This is a genomic window from Enterobacter sp. TCD1-1, assembly GCF_020567405.1.
Taxonomy (GTDB): Bacteria; Pseudomonadota; Gammaproteobacteria; order Enterobacterales; family Enterobacteriaceae; genus Enterobacter; species Enterobacter quasiroggenkampii.
The window spans coordinates 1,698,347-1,714,835 of the sequence record NZ_JAJCXF010000001.1 but is presented as its reverse complement, the minus strand read 5'-3'; the positions used below and the strand labels follow the sequence as shown (position 1 = coordinate 1,714,835).

The following is a 16,489-nucleotide window of genomic DNA, read 5'->3' as shown; positions in this document are numbered from 1 at the left end:
AGTAGATTGCCACTCCGTGGGACCGCTACCATGGAAAATAAAGTGAACGAAAAAATCAAAGCACTCATTGATCTTGTTTATGGAAAAACGTTTTCTGAAGCACATCTTCATGTGCTGCTGGAAAATATTGAAAAGGCCGCCTCTGTTATTACAGAAAAGCGTAAAATGGGCTGGGATGAAAAAGATGTCGTTCTGATAACCTACGCCGACCAGTTTTCAGCGAAAGGGGAGAAAGCACTCCCTGTTTTTACACGTTTTTATAACAAATGGCTTTCGCGTTCTTTTTCTCATGTCCATCTTTTGCCTTTTTATCCGTGGTCCTCGGACGACGGCTTTTCTGTCATTGATTATCATGAAGTTGCGCCTGAAACCGGAACATGGCGAGATGTTGCTGAATTAAAACAGTCAGCCAGCCTGATGTTTGATTTCGTCTGCAATCATATGTCGGCCAAAAGTGCCTGGTTTGCTAATTACCTGAAGCAAATGCCAGGGTATGATGATTTCTTTATTTCTGTCGATCCTGAAACAGATTTATCCGCGGTGACGCGTCCGCGTGCCTTACCGCTTCTTACGCCTTTCGCGCTGCATGATGGTAGCGTGCGACATTTGTGGACCACCTTCAGTGAGGACCAGGTTGATCTCAACTTCGCCTCTCCGCAGGTGCTGATTGCGATGGTCGACGTGCTGCTGCATTACCTTATTGAAGGGGCGCGATATATTCGACTGGATGCCGTTGGGTTCATGTGGAAAATACCGGGAACGAGCTGCATTCACCTTGAGCAAACCCACCAGCTCATCCAGCTTTTCCGCGCCATTACCGAGGCGGTTGCCCCCGGCACGGTGATAATCACCGAGACGAACGTTCCGCATAAAGATAACGTCTCTTACTTCGGTGACGGCGAAAATGAAGCGCAGATGGTTTATCAGTTCTCGTTGCCCCCGCTGGTGCTGCATGCGGTGCATTGTCAGGATGTGCGCACGCTGAGCCAGTGGGCGGCGTCGCTGGCGTTGCCTTCCACAAAAACGACCTGGTTCAACTTCCTGGCCTCGCATGATGGCATTGGTCTTAACCCATTACGCGGAATATTACCTGAGTCGGAGATCCTCTCGCTTGTAGAGAAGCTTCAGTCTGAAGGCGCGTTAGTTAACTGGAAAAATAACCCGGATGGCACACGAAGCCCTTATGAAATTAATGTGACCTATCTGGATGCATTAAGTACGCGAGAAAGTCATGATAGCGATCGCATAGCCCGGTTTATTCTGGCCCATGCCGTCCTTTTAAGCTTCCCCGGTGTGCCTGCGATTTATATCCAGAGTATTCTCGGCTCCCGTAATGATTATGACGGCGTAGAGCGTCTGGGATATAACCGTGCGATAAATCGCGAAAAATATACCGCAGGACAAATTGATAGCGCGCTTGAAGATAAAAGCAGTCTGCGTTATCAGGTCTATTGTGCGTTAAGCCAGTTAATCATACTTCGTCGTGCGGAAAAAGCATTCCACCCGGACAGTCAGGCTTATTTTAGCACGTCAGGTGAGCATGTTTTAAAAATTGTTCGCGTGGCGGATTGTGGTGAAAAAATAACAGCGCTATTTAATTTCAGTGATGCTCCTCAAACGGTTGAGTCTGATATTCACGCCGGAAGGGAATTGATTAGCGGAGAAGATATTACCGATACGACTCTGACCCTAAATCCATGGCAGGTTTTGTGGATTAAAGAAAACTAAAAAGGACCTTAAACATGAAAACACCCAGAATTGTGCTGATATCAGCACTGGTTTCGTGCGCCCTGTTATCAGGCTGTAAGGATGACAAAGCGTCCTCTGTCACCATTGAGTTTATGCACTCGTCGGTAGAGCAGGAGCGTCAGGCCGTTATTACGAAACTGATCGAAAAATTCGAGAAAGAGAACCCTGACATTACGGTAAAACAGGTACCGGTGGAAGAGGATGCCTACAACACCAAGGTGATTACGCTGGCAAGAACCGGCGCGCTGCCTGAAGTGATTGAGGTCAGCCATGACTACGCAAAAGTGATGGATAAAGAACAGCTTCTGGATCGTGACGCTATCGCTGAGGCCGTTAAGGCGGTGGGGGAAAACACCTTCTATGACGGAATCTTACGCGTAGTCCGTACGGAAGATGGCGCAGCCTGGACGGGCGTGCCGGTCAGCGCCTGGCTTTCCGGCGTCTGGTATCACAAAGATGTGCTGGCCGCGGCGGGCATTGAGGAGCCGCATAACTGGGAACAGCTTCTGCAAGCCAGCCAGCGCCTGAACGACCCGGCTAAAAAGCATTACGGCATCGCGCTGCCGACGGCGGAAAGCGTGATGACCGAGCAGTCATTCTCTCAGTTTGCCCTTTCCGGTGGCGCGAACGTGTTTGATGCAAAAGGCAATGTCGATATCGATACCCCGGAAATGGCAAAAGCGCTGGCGTTTTATAAAGCGCTGGCTGCGACCACCATGCCGGGTTCGAACGATGTCATGGAGATCAAAGACGCCTTCATGAACGGTTCTGCGCCGATGGCGGTTTACTCCACCTACATCCTGCCTGCCGTCTACAAGGACGGAAACCCTTCTAATCTGGGCTTCGTTGTCCCGACTGAAACGTCATCGGCGGTGTACGGCATGATCACCTCGCTCACGATCACCACCGGACAAACCGAAGCGGAGACCAAAGCGGCCGAGAAGTTTGTTACCTGGATGGAACAGGCTCAAAACGCGACGGACTGGGTCATGATGTCGCCGGGCGCGGCGCTGCCGGTAAACAAACTGGTGGTGGGCACGGAGACCTGGAAAAACAACGATGTGATTAAAGCGTTTGGGCAGTTGCCTTATGAGCTGATTGCGCAGTTCCCGAACGTGCAGGTGTTTGGCGCCGTGGGGGATAAAAACTTCACCCGCATGGGCGACGTGACGGGCTCCGGCATTATCAGTTCCATGGTGCATAACGTCACGGTGGGGCAGAAGGACCTTAACACAACGTTAAGCAGCAGCCAGAAGCGACTGACTGATCTCATTACACAACGATAGGAGCGCTCTGCGGAAGGAAATTATGAAGACGTTGTTTTCTGGTCGTTCAGATATGCCTTTCGCCATGCTGCTGTTGGCCCCCAGCCTGATTCTGCTGGGGGGCCTGGTGGCCTGGCCAATGATTTCCAATATTGAAATCAGTTTTTTACGCTTGCCGCTCAATCCGCGCATTAGCGCCGTGTTTGTCGGACTGGACAATTACATTCGCATTCTCAGCGATGCTGCTTTCTGGCACTCGCTGTGGATGACTTTCTGGTACACGGCGCTGGTCGTAATTGGTAGCACGGTGCTGGGTCTTGCCGTCGCCATCTTCTTTAATCGTGAGTTTCGCCTGCGCAAGACGGCACGTTCACTGGTGATTTTATCCTACGTCACGCCGTCTATTTCGCTGGTGTTTGCCTGGAAATACATGTTCAACAACGGCTACGGCATCGTGAACTATCTGGGTGTAGACCTGTTGCACCTGTATGACCAGGCGCCGCTGTGGTTTGACAACCCGAACAGCAGCTTCGTACTGGTGGTGCTGTTCGCTATCTGGCGTTACTTCCCGTACGCATTTATCTCATTCCTGGCGATTTTACAGACCATTGATAAATCCCTGTATGAAGCGGCGGAAATGGACGGCGCAAATGCCTGGCAGCGTTTTCGTATCGTCACGCTGCCCGCGATTATGCCGGTGCTGGCCACGGTGGTCACGCTTCGCACCATCTGGATGTTCTACATGTTTGCTGACGTCTACCTGCTGACCACGAAGGTCGATATTTTGGGCGTCTATCTCTACAAAACCGCATTCGCTTTCAACGATTTGGGCAAAGCAGCGGCGATCTCTGTGGTGCTGTTCGTGATTATCTTCGCTGTGATTCTGCTGACCAGAAAAAGGGTGAACCTCAATGGCAACAAATAAACGCGTACTGAGCCGTATTGGTTTTTATCTGGGGCTGGCGGTATTTCTGATCATCACGCTTTTCCCGTTCTTCGTGATGCTGATGACGTCATTCAAGAGCGCCAAAGAGGCGATCTCGCTCCATCCGACCATTCTGCCGCAGGCGTGGACGCTGCAGCATTACATCGACATCTTTAACCCGCTGATCTTCCCGTTTGTGGATTACTTCAGAAACAGCATGGTGGTGTCGCTGACCTCATCGGTGATTGCCGTGTTTCTCGGTACGCTGGGCGCTTACGCCTTGTCCAAGCTGCGTTTTAAGGGCCGCACGACGATCAATGCGAGTTTTTACACCGTCTACATGTTCTCCGGCATCTTGCTGGTGGTGCCGTTGTTCAAAATCATCACCGCGCTGGGGATCTACGACACCGAGCTGGCGCTGATTATCACCATGGTGACGCAGACGTTACCGACGGCGGTGTTCATGCTGCGCAGCTACTTCGACACCATCCCGGACGAAATAGAAGAAGCCGCAATGATGGACGGCCTTAACCGCCTGCAAATCATCTTCCGTATTACCGTGCCGCTGGCGATATCCGGGCTCGTATCGGTGTTTGTCTACTGCTTCATGGTAGCGTGGAACGACTATCTGTTTGCGTCCATTTTCCTGTCCAGCGCCAGCAACTTCACCTTGCCGGTCGGGCTGAACACGCTCTTTAGCACACCTGATTATATCTGGGGTCGCATGATGGCGGCATCGCTGGTGACGGCACTTCCGGTGGTCATCATGTACGCCCTGTCTGAACGTTTTATTAAAAGTGGTTTGACCGCCGGTGGCGTGAAGGGCTGAGGCGGCCAATTTTAACAAGGAGTCAATCATGAAAAAATTAGTTGCGACAGCGCCACGCGTGGCGGCGCTCGTAGAGTATGAAGATCGCCCGGTTGCGGGACATGAAGTGAAAATTCGTGCCTGCTTTGGCGCACCGAAACACGGTACCGAAGTGGTGGATTTCCGCGCGGCAAGTCCGTTTATCGATGAAGAGTTCAATACGGAGTGGCAGATGTTTACCCCGCGCGAAGAGGGGGCGGCCCGCGGGATCGAATTCGGTAAGTTCCAGCTGGGTAATATGATTGTCGGCGACATTATCGAATGCGGCGCTGACGTCACGGAATACCAGACGGGCGATCGCGTCTGCTGTTACGGGCCGCTCCAGGAGACGGTCATCGTGAATGCCGTCAACAACTACAAGCTGCGCAAAATGCCGCAGGGTGCCTCCTGGAAGAATGCCGTCTGCTACGATCCGGCACAGTTTGCTATGAGCGGCGTGCGTGATGCCAACGTGCGGGTCGGGGACTTTGTCGTGGTGGTAGGCCTCGGCGCGATTGGGCAGATTGCGATCCAACTGGCGAAAAAAGCCGGCGCGTCAGTCGTCATCGGCGTGGATCCTATCGAACACCGTTGCGACATTGCCCGCCGTCATGGCGCAGACCATTGCCTGAACCCAATCGGCACAGATGTCGGTCTGGAAATTAAAAAGCTGACCGGAAAGCAGGGCGCAGACGTGATCATCGAGACCAGCGGCTTTGCCGATGCGCTGCAGTCCGCACTACGCGGCCTCGCCTACGGCGGCACCATTTCCTACGTTGCGTTCGCTAAACCGTTCGCTGCAGGCTTCAATCTGGGGCGTGAAGCGCACTTCAACAACGCGAAGATTGTCTTCTCCCGCGCCTGCAGTGAGCCAAACCCGGACTACCCGCGCTGGAGCCGCAAGCGTATTGAAGAGACCTGCTGGGAACTGCTGATGAACGGTTATCTGAATTGTGAAGATCTGATCGACCCGGTCGTGACCTTCACCAGCAGCGCTGAAAGCTACATGAAATATGTGGATCAGCATCCGGAACTGAGCATCAAAATGGGCGTCACTTTTTAAGCTAAGGAAAGCAACTCATGAAAATCGCAACACAAAATCAGGCCTTTTTCCCGGGCAATATCCTGGAGAAATTCGAGTACATCAAAGCGATGGGTTTTGATGGCTATGAAATTGACGGCAAGCTGCTGGTGGAAAACCTCGCCGAGGTGAAAGCGGCGATTAAGGCCACCGGCCTGCCGGTCACGACCGCCTGCGGCGGATACGATGGCTGGATTGGTGACTTTATCGAAGAGCGTCGTCTGAACGGCTTAGCCCAGATTGAACGCATTCTGGAAGCGCTGGCCGAAGTGGGCGGCAAGGGCATTATCGTGCCTGCAGCCTGGGGCATGTTCACCTTCCGTTTACCGCCTATGACTTCACCACGCAGCCTCGAAGGCGACCGCAAAGCGGTAAGTGCTTCGCTGCGCCGGTTGGATGAGGTGGCAGCGCGCACCGGAACCACCGTCTATCTGGAGCCGCTGAACCGCTATCAGGATCACATGATCAACACCCTGGCTGACGCACGACGCTATATCGAAGAGAACGCCCTCAAGCACGTGCAGATCATCGGTGATTTCTATCATATGAACATTGAAGAAGATTCGCTGACGGAGGCGCTGCATCAGCATCGCGATCTGCTGGGCCACGTGCACATCGCTGATAACCACCGTTACCAGCCGGGAAGCGGTAGCCTCGATTTTGCCAGCCTGTTCGATCAGCTGCGTGCGGATAATTACCAGGGCTATGTGGTTTACGAGTGCCGCGTACGTGCTGAAGATCCCGCTCAGGCTTATCGGGATTCCCTCACTTATTTACGTGAATGCTAAGGATGACGAGCGTGATGAGTGCTTCAACAACGTCGCCACTGCGCGTCGCCATCATTGGCGCCGGGCAGGTTGCGGACAAAGTGCATGCCTCGTATTACGCCACGCGCAGTGATGTTCAGATGGTGGCTGTCATGGACAGCCGCCTCGAACAGGCACAGGCTTTTGCGGAGCGTCATGCCATACCGTCGGCGTGGCAGGACGCGTGCGCCATGCTGGAGGCGGTTAAGCCGGACGTGGTGAGCGTTTGTTCGCCAAACCGATTTCATTTTGAGCATGTGATGGCGTCGCTGGAGGCTGGCTGTCATGTGATGTGCGAAAAACCGCCCGCCATGACGCCGCAAGAGGCCGATGAGATGCGGATGGCTGCACGCAAGGCGGGGAAGGTGCTGGCATATGATTTTCATCACCGCTTCGCGCTCGACACGCAGCTGCTGCGCGAGGCCGTGATGAACGGAACGCTGGGCGAAATCTACTTCACCTCGGCGCAGGCGCTGCGGCGCTGCGGCGTGCCGGGCTGGGGCGTCTTCACTAACAAAGCGCTGCAGGGCGGTGGGCCACTGATTGACATTGGCATTCACATGCTGGATGCCGCGATGTACGTACTGGGTTTCCCGGCGGTCAAAAGGGTCACGGCGCACGGCTTCCAGAGGCTGGGAACCCAAAAAAGCAGCGGCCAGTTCGGCGCGTGGGATCCCGCACAGTTTACGGTGGAAGATGCCCTGTTTGGCACTATCGAATTCTGCAACGGCGGCATTTTGCGTCTGGACACCTCGTTCGCGCTGAATATCCGCGAGCAGTCGATCATGAATGTCGCCTTTTGCGGTGAAAAGGCGGGGGCGACGCTTTTCCCGGCCCACGTTTATCAGGACGACGCCGGGACGTTACAAACCCTGGTTCAGCGTGAAGAGGCTGACGACCAGCGCCATTTACGCAGCATGGAGGCCTTTGTTCGCCACGTGCAGGGAGAGCCCGTAATGATTGCAGATGCTGAACAGGGGCTGGTGATTCAGCAGCTTGTCGCGGCGCTTTATCAATCGGCAGAAACAGGGGAAAGCGTAACATTATGCTGAGCGTGTCTGTATTAACCGATCCGGGCTTTTGTCCGCACAGTCTGAATAAGTACGCATCCATTATGGCATGCGGTAACGGCTACATGGGCATTCGCGCTGCGCATGAAGAAGATTACACCCAGCAAACCCGAGGAATGTATCTTGCGGGCCTCTATCATCAGGCGGGACGTAACGAGACCACTGAGCTGATCAATTTGCCCGATATCACCGGTATCGAGGTTGAGCTGGACGGGGTGAATTACACCCTTCTGGCCGGGGACATTCTTGAGTGGCAGCGCGAGCTGGCGTTTGCCAACGGCGAACTGCATCGCCGCGTCGTCTGGCGTTCGCCCAACGGAAAGCGCTATCGCCTGGAGAGTCGTCGTTTTGTCTCTTTGGATCAGCTGCCGCTTGTGGCCATGCAGCTTGCGATCACCCCGCTGGATGATGCCTCGCAGGTGGTGATGAAAACTGGCATTGATGCGACACAAACCAATACGGGCCGGCAACATCTGGATGAAATTTCCGTCAGGGTGTTCGACCAGCACTATATGCAGGGTGTGTATGAAACGCAGGACCGGGCCGCTGATGTTGTCATCTCAGCCTTTTGTCAGCTATCAGCCGACAGCGAAAGCTGCTTTACCGCTAAAAATCGTCGGCTCTCTGCTCACTATTCCCTGACGATACCGCAGGGTGACACTGTCACGCTGGATAAGTTTGTCTGGGTGGTCCATCGCAGCGATAAAGCCCTGTCGCAGGAATCTTTCGCGCGCGGCGCGCTGGCGGATCTCAAGGTTTGTGCGGCAAGGGGTTATGCCTCGCTGCTGGAAAGTTCAGCCTGCGCATGGGAAGACGTCTGGCGTGACGCCAGGGTGGAAGTGGCTTCTGCATCTCCTGACGATCAGATGGCGCTGGACTATGCCGTCTGGCATCTAACCACCATGACGCCAGCCCATGATGAGCGGAGCAGCATTGCCGCTAAGGGATTGACCGGCGAGGGGTATAAAGGCCATGTCTTCTGGGACACCGAAATATTCCTGCTGCCTTTCCATCTTTTCACTCGTCCGCAGGTGGCCCGCAGTCTGCTGCGCTATCGCTGGCTGAACCTGGCCGGGGCCCGGGAAAAAGCCCGCCGCAACGGCTGGCCGGGCGCGCTGTTCCCGTGGGAGAGTGCCGCGAGCGGCAAAGAGGAGACGCCGGAGTTTGCGGCTATCAACATCCGTACGGGCATGCGGCAGAAAGTGGCCTCCGCCCTGGCCGAACACCACATTGTGGCGGACATTGCCTGGGCCGTTGTGGCCTACTGGCAGGCCACGCGCGATGACGCGTTTATGCGTAATGAAGGGCTGACCCTGCTGGTGGAGACGGCAACGTTCTGGATGGGCCGCGCCACGGAGGTCAACGGGCACCTGGAAATTCATGATGTGATTGGGCCGGACGAATACACCGAGCATGTGAATAACAACGCCTACACCAACTATCTGGCCTGGCACAACGTGGCCAGCGCATGCCGGTTTATGTCGATGTTTGAGCGTGAAGAGGCCTGCTTCATGGAGAAGGCGACCACCTTCCTGGCCCGCTTGTGGCTGCCGGAAGCCGACGCCGGGGGAGTGATCCCGCAGGACGATTCGTTCATGGCGAAACCCGCCATCGATTTAAGCCGCTATAAAGCCAAAGCGGGTAAGCAGACCATCCTGCTGGATTACTCTCGCGCGGAAGTTAACGAGATGCAAATCCTCAAACAGGCTGACGTGGTGATGCTTAACTACCTGTTGCCGGAGAAATTTACCCCAGCCCAGTGCGCGGCCAACCTGGCGTTTTACGAGCCGCGGACGATCCATGACTCTTCACTGAGCAAGGCTATTCACGGCATTGTGGCCGCCCGCTGTGGCGATACGGAAGGGGCTTACGCCTTCTGGCGCGCTGGCGTGGCTATCGATCTGGGCGACGATCCGCACAGCAGCGATGACGGCATTCATGCCGCGGCCACGGGGGCCATCTGGTCCGGCGTCATTCAGGGGTTTGCCGGCATGCAGATTGTTGAGGGCGAGCTACACCTTGCGCCGAAGCTACCCGCTCACTGGCGAAAACTTGCCTTCCCGCTGCGCTGGCAGAACTCACGCCTGCGCTTCACGTTTGAAAATGACGTTTTAACCCTCGATACCTCCGCGCCCGTCACGTTAACGCTGTGGGGAAAAAAGGTTTGCGTATCGGAGCGGCAGGCATTCTCTCGTAGGGAATTTCTTACATCTTTTAATGGGACCGCTACCACGGAGGCTAGCGATGAAGCCTGAAGCGGTTGTATTCGATCTTGATGGGGTTATCACCGATACCGCACATCTGCACTTTCTCGCCTGGCGTTCGGTCGCGCAGGAGATCGGCATTACTATCGATGAGGTGTTTAACGAGGAGCTGAAGGGAATTAGCCGCATGGAATCCCTGCAGCGGATCCTGCGACACGGTGGGAAAGAGGGGGCGTTTGACGATAAACAGTGCCTGGCGCTGGCGGGGAAGAAAAATGCGCTCTACGTCGCATCGCTGTCGTCATTGACCGAGGCGTCGCTGCTGCCGGGTATCCGGGAGGTGCTGGCGGACATTCGGGCGGCAGAGGTGAAAATTGGGCTCGCCTCCGTTTCCCTCAATGCACCTGGAATACTGCATGCCCTGGGTATTCATGACGCCTTTGATTTTTGCGCTGATGCCTCCCGCATTGTCTGTTCAAAACCGGATCCGGAGATCTTCCTCGCCGCGTGTGCTGGCCTGAACGTCCGCCCTGGTGCAGCCATCGGGGTCGAAGATGCGCCCGCAGGCGTGGCGGCGATCAACGCGGCGGGCATGCTGTCGGTCGGGATTGGCTCAGGCCTGACCCATGCGGGATTACAGCTTCATTCAACGCAGGAACTGACCTGGAAATGTCTGACCGATTTCTGGGCCTCCCGGGCGTATTGATAAGGAATTAAAAATGGCACAACTGTCACTGAAACATATTCAGAAAATTTACGATAACCAGGTCCACGTGGTGAAGGATTTTAATCTCGAAATCGAGGACAAGGAGTTTATCGTTTTTGTCGGTCCGTCTGGCTGCGGTAAATCGACAACGCTGCGCATGATTGCCGGGCTGGAGGAAATCTCCGCCGGCGAACTGGTCATCGACGGCGTTTGCATGAACGACGTGCCCGCCAAGTCACGCGACATCGCCATGGTGTTCCAGAACTATGCGCTTTACCCGCATATGACGGTCTACGACAACATGGCCTTTGGCCTGAAGATGCAGAAAATCGCCCCGGCGGTTATCGAAGAGCGCGTTAACTGGGCGGCACAGATCCTCGGCTTACGGGAGTACCTCAAGCGTAAACCCGGCGCGCTGTCCGGTGGTCAGCGTCAGCGCGTGGCGTTGGGCAGGGCGATAGTTCGGGAAGCGGGCGTCTTCCTGATGGATGAACCGCTCTCCAACCTCGATGCTAAGCTTCGCGTGCAGATGCGGGCTGAAATCAGCAAGCTCCATCAGAAGCTCAATACCACGATGATTTACGTGACCCACGATCAGACGGAAGCCATGACGATGGCGACCCGGATTGTGATCTTAAAAGACGGCATTATTCAGCAGGTTGGTGCACCGAAGCAGGTATACAACGAGCCGGCAAACATGTTTGTTGCGGGGTTCATTGGCTCGCCAGCCATGAACTTTGTTCGTGGCGCCATCGACGACCGCTATTTCGTCACGGAAACGCTGCGTCTCGAGATCCCCGAAGACAAACTCGCGTCACTGCATGCCGCAGGGTATCAGCGTAAAGCCGTGGTCTTTGGGATCCGCCCGGAAGATATTCTCACCCAGCAGAGTAGCGGTGAAAACATCGCGGCAAAAGTCAGCGTGGCCGAACTGACCGGTGCAGAGTTCATGCTCTACGCCACCGTTGGCGGCCATGAACTGGTTGTTCGCGCGGGAGCCGCGAATGATTATGCCGCGGGGGATAATATCGGCATCCAGTTCGATATGAATAAGTGCCATTTCTTCGACGCTGAAACCGAAGCGGCTATTAGATAAGAAAGGTGTTCGCCGGAAATACCCATTTCCGGTTTTTTTGTTTGTTACTTATAAAGGGAATATTTGATGAGTACTCTACTAAAAAGTGCTGCGCTCGTGCTGTGCGCAGGGGTTAGCTGTGCACATGCAACAGAAACGGCTAAACAGTGGGAATTTAATATTGGCGCGATGTATGAAATAGAAAACGTCGAAGGCCAGGGGGAGGATAAAGACGGGTTATATGAACCTTCCGTGTGGTTTAATGCAACCTGGGATGCCTGGACTATTTCGCTGGCAATGTATCAGGAAGGGCCGGTTGATTATAGCAGCATGACCCGCGGCACCTATTTTGATCGCCCGGAATTTGAATTACGCTATCGCTTTATCGGAACCGATGATTTTACGTTCGGTCTGACCGGCGGCTTCCGTAATTATGGTTATCACTTTAAGGATGAACACGGCGCCAGAGACGGCAGCGCAAATATGCAGCGCTACAAAATTCAGCCTGACTGGGATATAAAATTAACCGACGACTGGCGTTTTGGCGGCTGGTTTGCCATGTATCAGTTTGCCAACGATCTGGAAAAAACCGGCTATTCAGACAGCCGTGTCGAAACCGAAACGGGCTTTACCTGGACCATTAACGAAACCTTTGCCGCTAAAGTAAATTACTATTTAGAGCGCGGTTTCAATATGGACGGTTCACGTAATAACGGCGAGTTCTCCACCCAGGAAATTCGCGCCTATCTCCCTATTTCGTTGGGCCAGACGACCTTAACGCCTTATACGCGACTGGGGCTCGATCGTTGGTCGAACTGGGACTGGCAGGACGATCCTGAGCGTGAAGGGCATAATTTCAACCGCCTGGGTATGCAGTACGCCTATGACTTCAACAACGGTTTATCCATGACGCTTGAATACGCCTATGAATGGGAAAACCATGACGAGGGTGACAACGACCGCTTCCACTATGCGGGCGTTGGGGTAAATTACGCGTTCTGACCGAGGGGCTTCCAGGGGCTACAAGCCCCTGGTTTTAGCGCAGCGAGGCCGCCAGTAAAAAATGCGTATCGACAAGCACTTTTTGCGGGGCGGGATGGCCCGCGATACGCCTGAAGAGAAGATCGCAGCTCTCTTCCCCCAGTTTTCGGGTGGGGATATCAAAGCCGCCAGGTGCGGGCGTTAAAATGAGAGACAGCATCGGGTCGCTGTATCCGGCTATCACCACCTGTTCCGGAATCATCAGATTCAACTCATCCGCCGCGCGATAAAGGCCGAGTAATTTCATGCTGTCGGTAGCAAATACGGCATCAGGCGGCGTGGGTGATGAGAGCAATTCCAGAGCCGCTTTAAGCGCACTCTCATGAGTATAACCGCCGTCCATGATCCAGTCCGGGTTCATCGCAATATGGTGCTTTTCCAGACTGGCTTTATAACCCGCCAGGCGATCGATCGAAACGTGATAATCAAGCGGCGCATGCAGACAGGCAATTTTCTTGCGTCCGTTTTTAATAAAGGTTTCCGTCAGCGTGGCGCTGTCATGAAAATTATCCGTGTCGACGGAGTAAATATTCTGATACTCACCTTCCACTTTACCGATAACCACTACCGGTACGCCATACGCATCCAGCGTGGTGAAAAAGGATTCATTTGCGGGCGAACTCAGCATGATGATCCCTTTGATCATCTTCTGTTTTATTTTACTCACGCATTTCAGCAGATCGTCTTCACTGCTTTTTGAGGTTTGTAAAATAACATCGAATCCTTCTTCTTCCGCTTTTGCCGTAATGGCATGAAGGACATCGGAGAAAAAAGGGTTGCCGGCAGTGGTTTTGGTTGAACGGGTCGAAATAACCATAATGGCATCGAATCCTGAAGAGGTCAGGGCGCGAGCCAGTTTATTGGGCTGATAATTTAATTCATCAATCGCCTTCAGCACTTTGTCACGTGCTTCGGGAGAAATATTCGTTTGTTTATTCAGAACGCGGGAAACGGTTGATTTCGATACGCCCGCAACCCGTGCGATATCATAAATGGTGGGTGACATACACCTTACTCACTCAGAACTGACAGCAATGTCGTTCATCTTACTGGAGAAAAAACGGCAATAGCAATAAATAAGAATTGATAATCAACGATCTGCCCCCATTTATTGTATTCTGAAGCCATGCATTCAAGGCTTCCAGGCAACGAAGGACGGCGATGAAGCGACTTAAAAACGAAATCAATTCACTGGTAAACCGCGGCGTTGACCGTCATCTGCGACTGGCGGTGACAGGATTGAGCCGCAGCGGTAAGACGGCGTTTATCACCGCGATGGTGAACCAGCTCCTGAACCTGCACGCAGGGGCGCGTCTGCCGTTGCTTGGCGCGGTGCGGGAAGAGCGTTTGCTGGGCGTTAAGCGCGTCCCTCAGCGCGATTTTGGTATTCCCCGTTTTACCTATGACGAAGGGCTGGCGCAGCTTTATGGCGATCCGCCCGCGTGGCCGACGCCGACGCGAGGGGTCAGTGAAATTCGTCTTGCGTTGCGTTTCCGCTCGAATGAATCCCTGATGCGCCATTTCAAGGATACCTCCACGCTATACCTTGAAATCGTCGATTACCCCGGCGAATGGCTGCTCGACCTGCCAATGCTGGCGCAGGATTACCTCAGCTGGTCACGCCAGATGACGGGATTGCTGCAGGGGCAGCGCGCCGGGTGGTCAGCCAAATGGCGGCAGCTGTGCGAAGGACTGGACCCGCTTGCCCCAGCAGATGAAAACCGTCTGGCGGCCATTGCCGACGCCTGGACGGCGTATTTACATCAGTGTAAACAGGAAGGGTTACACTTCATTCAGCCGGGGCGCTTTGTTCTGCCGGGTGATTTAGCAGGCGCGCCTGCGCTTCAGTTTTTCCCCTGGCCAGATGTGGACGGGGTTGGCGAGTCGACGCTGGCGCAGGCTGATAAGCACACTAACGCCGGGATGCTGCGCGAGCGTTACCATTACTACTGTGAAAAAGTGGTTAAGGGATTTTATAAGAACCACTTTTTACGATTTGACCGTCAGATTGTGCTGGTGGATTGTCTGCAGCCGCTCAACAGCGGGCCACAGGCATTCAACGATATGCGCCTTGCCCTGACGCAGCTGATGCAAAGTTTTCACTACGGGCAGCGGACGCTGTTCCGCCGTCTTTTCTCACCGGTGATCGACAAACTGCTCTTTGCGGCCACAAAAGCCGATCACGTCACGGTCGATCAGCATGCCAATATGGTGTCGCTGCTGCAGCAGCTGGTGCAGGACGCCTGGCAAAACGCCGCCTTCGAAGGGATCAGCATGGATTGCCTTGGGCTCGCGTCGGTGCAGGCAACGCAAAGCGGGCTGATTGACCTTAACGGCGAGAAAATACCGGCATTACGCGGGAACCGACTCAGCGACGGTGAACCGCTTACCGTGTATCCGGGCGAAGTGCCTGCGCGGCTGCCGGGTCAGGCCTTCTGGCAGAATCAGGGCTTCCAGTTTGAAGCCTTCCGCCCGCAGACAATGAGCGTCGACAGGCCATTACCGCACATCCGTCTGGATGCGGCGCTGGAGTTTTTGATTGGAGATAAATTGCGATGACGGAACCGTTAAAACCGCGCATTGACTTTACCGGAACGCTTGAGCAGGACGCTCAGGAGGCGTTCAAAACGGCGCAGACGTTCAGCGGAACCCAGGCCGATAACTTTGCCCCGGCGCTGCAGGACGAGCCCGCTGTTGAGGACGGTCCGGCGGAGGCGGTCGTGGACGCCGCGCTGCGTCCAAAACGCAGCCTGTGGCGCAGGATGGTTACCGCCGGTCTGGGGCTGTTTGGCGTAAGCGTGGTGGCTCAGGGCGTGCAGTGGACGATGAATGCCTGGCAAACTCAGGACTGGGTCGCGCTGGGCGGATGCGCCGCGGGCGCGCTGATTGTGGGGGCGGGCGTCGGGTCGGTTGCCACCGAGTGGCGTCGGCTCTGGCGTTTGCGCCAGCGCGCGCATGAGCGTGATGAAGCGCGGGATCTGCTCCACAGCCACGGCACCGGGAAAGGTCGCGCGTTCTGTGAAAAGCTGGCGAGTCAGGCCGGAATCGATCAGTCGCACCCGGCGCTTCAGCGCTGGTACGCCGCCATCCATGAGACCCAGAATGACCGGGAAGTAGTGACGCTCTATTCCCACATGGTTCAGCCGGTGCTGGATGCTCAGGCGCGGCGCGAAATCAGCCGGTCTGCGGCGGAATCCACCCTGATGATTGCCGTCAGCCCGCTGGCGCTGGTCGATATGGCCTTTATCGCCTGGCGTAACCTGCGCCTGATCAACCGTATCGCGAACCTTTACGGTATAGGGCTGGGTTACTACAGTCGGCTCAGACTGTTTAAGCTGGTCCTGCTCAATATCGCGTTTGCCGGGGCGAGTGAGCTGGTGCGCGAAGTGGGAATGGACTGGATGTCGCAGGATCTGGCGGCGCGTCTCTCTGCCCGTGCGGCTCAGGGCATCGGTGCGGGATTATTAACCGCACGCCTGGGGATTAAAGCGATGGAAGTCTGCCGTCCGTTGCCGTGGATCGATGGCGATAAGCCCCGTCTGGGAGATTTCAGACGTGAACTGATCGGCCAGCTCAAAGAGACGCTCAATAAAAAACCTGCGCCATAAGGTTTTGTTCACTAATCGTGCTGGCTGTCAATATTTGTTGACAGCCATCTTCCGGATCACCGTGTTCTGACATATCATTTTACTGTTATTGGCTTAAAACGGTGAATTTCCC

Annotated in this window: 14 protein-coding genes; 13 read left to right on the top strand and 1 reads right to left on the bottom strand. The window is 54.8% G+C overall.

Annotated features, from left to right (window positions below; genetic code table 11):
- The first annotated feature begins 30 nt into the window (after positions 1–30).
- From LJA86_RS08310 to LJA86_RS08260, 11 genes are all read left to right on the top strand, one after another.
- On the top strand, positions 31–1,728 hold the full coding sequence (locus LJA86_RS08310; protein WP_267491593.1) for an alpha-amylase family glycosyl hydrolase: 1,698 nt from the start codon (positions 31–33) through the stop codon (positions 1,726–1,728).
- A 14-nt stretch (positions 1,729–1,742) separates the two neighbouring features.
- On the top strand, positions 1,743–3,035 hold the full coding sequence (locus LJA86_RS08305) for an ABC transporter substrate-binding protein (protein WP_063621847.1): 1,293 nt from the start codon (positions 1,743–1,745) through the stop codon (positions 3,033–3,035).
- A 22-nt stretch (positions 3,036–3,057) separates the two neighbouring features.
- Positions 3,058–3,939, top strand: coding sequence for a carbohydrate ABC transporter permease (locus LJA86_RS08300; RefSeq protein WP_045908871.1), 882 nt, complete (start codon positions 3,058–3,060; stop codon positions 3,937–3,939).
- The gene (locus LJA86_RS08295) at positions 3,926–4,768 is read left to right on the top strand and encodes a carbohydrate ABC transporter permease (protein ID WP_008501243.1); all 843 of its coding nucleotides are present in this window, start codon (positions 3,926–3,928) and stop codon (positions 4,766–4,768) included. Before LJA86_RS08300 ends, LJA86_RS08295 begins: the two co-directional genes overlap by 14 nt.
- Positions 4,769–4,796: 28 nt before the next feature.
- A complete protein-coding gene (locus LJA86_RS08290) occupies positions 4,797–5,849 on the top strand; it encodes a zinc-dependent alcohol dehydrogenase (RefSeq protein WP_229226000.1) in 1,053 nt (350 codons plus the stop codon).
- Positions 5,850–5,866: 17 nt separating this feature from the next.
- The gene (locus tag LJA86_RS08285) at positions 5,867–6,655 is read left to right on the top strand and encodes a sugar phosphate isomerase/epimerase family protein (RefSeq protein ID WP_229225999.1); all 789 of its coding nucleotides are present in this window, start codon (positions 5,867–5,869) and stop codon (positions 6,653–6,655) included.
- An 11-nt stretch (positions 6,656–6,666) separates the two neighbouring features.
- Positions 6,667–7,725, top strand: a complete 1,059-nt coding sequence (locus tag LJA86_RS08280; protein WP_154818043.1) for a Gfo/Idh/MocA family protein — start codon at positions 6,667–6,669, stop codon at positions 7,723–7,725.
- Entirely contained in the window at positions 7,719–9,998 is a 2,280-nt protein-coding gene (locus LJA86_RS08275; protein ID WP_229225998.1) for a glycoside hydrolase family 65 protein, read from the top strand. Before LJA86_RS08280 ends, LJA86_RS08275 begins: the two co-directional genes overlap by 7 nt.
- Positions 9,988–10,653, top strand: coding sequence for a beta-phosphoglucomutase (gene pgmB, locus LJA86_RS08270; protein ID WP_045908866.1), 666 nt, complete (start codon positions 9,988–9,990; stop codon positions 10,651–10,653). Before LJA86_RS08275 ends, pgmB begins: the two co-directional genes overlap by 11 nt.
- Positions 10,654–10,666: 13 nt before the next feature.
- Complete coding sequence (locus LJA86_RS08265) at positions 10,667–11,749, top strand: ABC transporter ATP-binding protein (protein WP_048223583.1); 1,083 nt, start codon at positions 10,667–10,669, stop codon at positions 11,747–11,749.
- 66 nt (positions 11,750–11,815) lie between these two features.
- Complete coding sequence (locus LJA86_RS08260; protein WP_048029790.1) at positions 11,816–12,730, top strand: OmpG family monomeric porin; 915 nt, start codon at positions 11,816–11,818, stop codon at positions 12,728–12,730.
- A 34-nt stretch (positions 12,731–12,764) separates the two neighbouring features.
- Here LJA86_RS08260 and LJA86_RS08255 read toward each other — a convergent pair whose 3' ends face one another.
- Positions 12,765–13,775, bottom strand: a complete 1,011-nt coding sequence (locus tag LJA86_RS08255) for a LacI family DNA-binding transcriptional regulator (protein WP_032674909.1) — start codon at positions 13,773–13,775, stop codon at positions 12,765–12,767.
- A gap of 155 nt (positions 13,776–13,930) precedes the next feature.
- On the opposite strand from LJA86_RS08255, the gene LJA86_RS08250 reads away from it, so the two are divergent.
- Both LJA86_RS08250 and LJA86_RS08245 read left to right on the top strand, forming a co-directional pair.
- Positions 13,931–15,328 (top strand): YcjX family protein, encoded by a 1,398-nt coding sequence (locus LJA86_RS08250; protein WP_223539060.1) that lies wholly within the window; start codon positions 13,931–13,933, stop codon positions 15,326–15,328.
- The gene (locus tag LJA86_RS08245) at positions 15,325–16,377 is read left to right on the top strand and encodes a YcjF family protein (protein ID WP_229225997.1); all 1,053 of its coding nucleotides are present in this window, start codon (positions 15,325–15,327) and stop codon (positions 16,375–16,377) included. The genes LJA86_RS08250 and LJA86_RS08245 overlap by 4 nt, the downstream gene beginning before the upstream one ends.
- The last annotated feature ends 112 nt before the right edge of the window (positions 16,378–16,489 follow it).

What these genes read in the sequence shown, in the direction of transcription:
- LJA86_RS08310 (WP_267491593.1), top strand. Translation starts at nt 31, where the DNA reads ATGGAAAATAAAGTGAACGAAAAAATCAAAGCACTCATTGATCTTGTT.
- LJA86_RS08305 (WP_063621847.1), top strand. Translation starts at nt 1,743, where the DNA reads ATGAAAACACCCAGAATTGTGCTGATATCAGCACTGGTTTCGTGCGCC.
- LJA86_RS08300 (WP_045908871.1), top strand. Translation starts at nt 3,058, where the DNA reads ATGAAGACGTTGTTTTCTGGTCGTTCAGATATGCCTTTCGCCATGCTG.
- LJA86_RS08295 (WP_008501243.1), top strand. Translation starts at nt 3,926, where the DNA reads ATGGCAACAAATAAACGCGTACTGAGCCGTATTGGTTTTTATCTGGGG.
- LJA86_RS08290 (WP_229226000.1), top strand. Translation starts at nt 4,797, where the DNA reads ATGAAAAAATTAGTTGCGACAGCGCCACGCGTGGCGGCGCTCGTAGAG.
- LJA86_RS08285 (WP_229225999.1), top strand. Translation starts at nt 5,867, where the DNA reads ATGAAAATCGCAACACAAAATCAGGCCTTTTTCCCGGGCAATATCCTG.
- LJA86_RS08275 (WP_229225998.1), top strand. Translation starts at nt 7,719, where the DNA reads ATGCTGAGCGTGTCTGTATTAACCGATCCGGGCTTTTGTCCGCACAGT.
- pgmB (WP_045908866.1), top strand. Translation starts at nt 9,988, where the DNA reads ATGAAGCCTGAAGCGGTTGTATTCGATCTTGATGGGGTTATCACCGAT.
- LJA86_RS08265 (WP_048223583.1), top strand. Translation starts at nt 10,667, where the DNA reads ATGGCACAACTGTCACTGAAACATATTCAGAAAATTTACGATAACCAG.
- LJA86_RS08260 (WP_048029790.1), top strand. Translation starts at nt 11,816, where the DNA reads ATGAGTACTCTACTAAAAAGTGCTGCGCTCGTGCTGTGCGCAGGGGTT.
- LJA86_RS08255 (WP_032674909.1), bottom strand. Translation starts at nt 13,775, where the DNA reads ATGTCACCCACCATTTATGATATCGCACGGGTTGCGGGCGTATCGAAA.
- LJA86_RS08250 (WP_223539060.1), top strand. Translation starts at nt 13,931, where the DNA reads ATGAAGCGACTTAAAAACGAAATCAATTCACTGGTAAACCGCGGCGTT.
- LJA86_RS08245 (WP_229225997.1), top strand. Translation starts at nt 15,325, where the DNA reads ATGACGGAACCGTTAAAACCGCGCATTGACTTTACCGGAACGCTTGAG.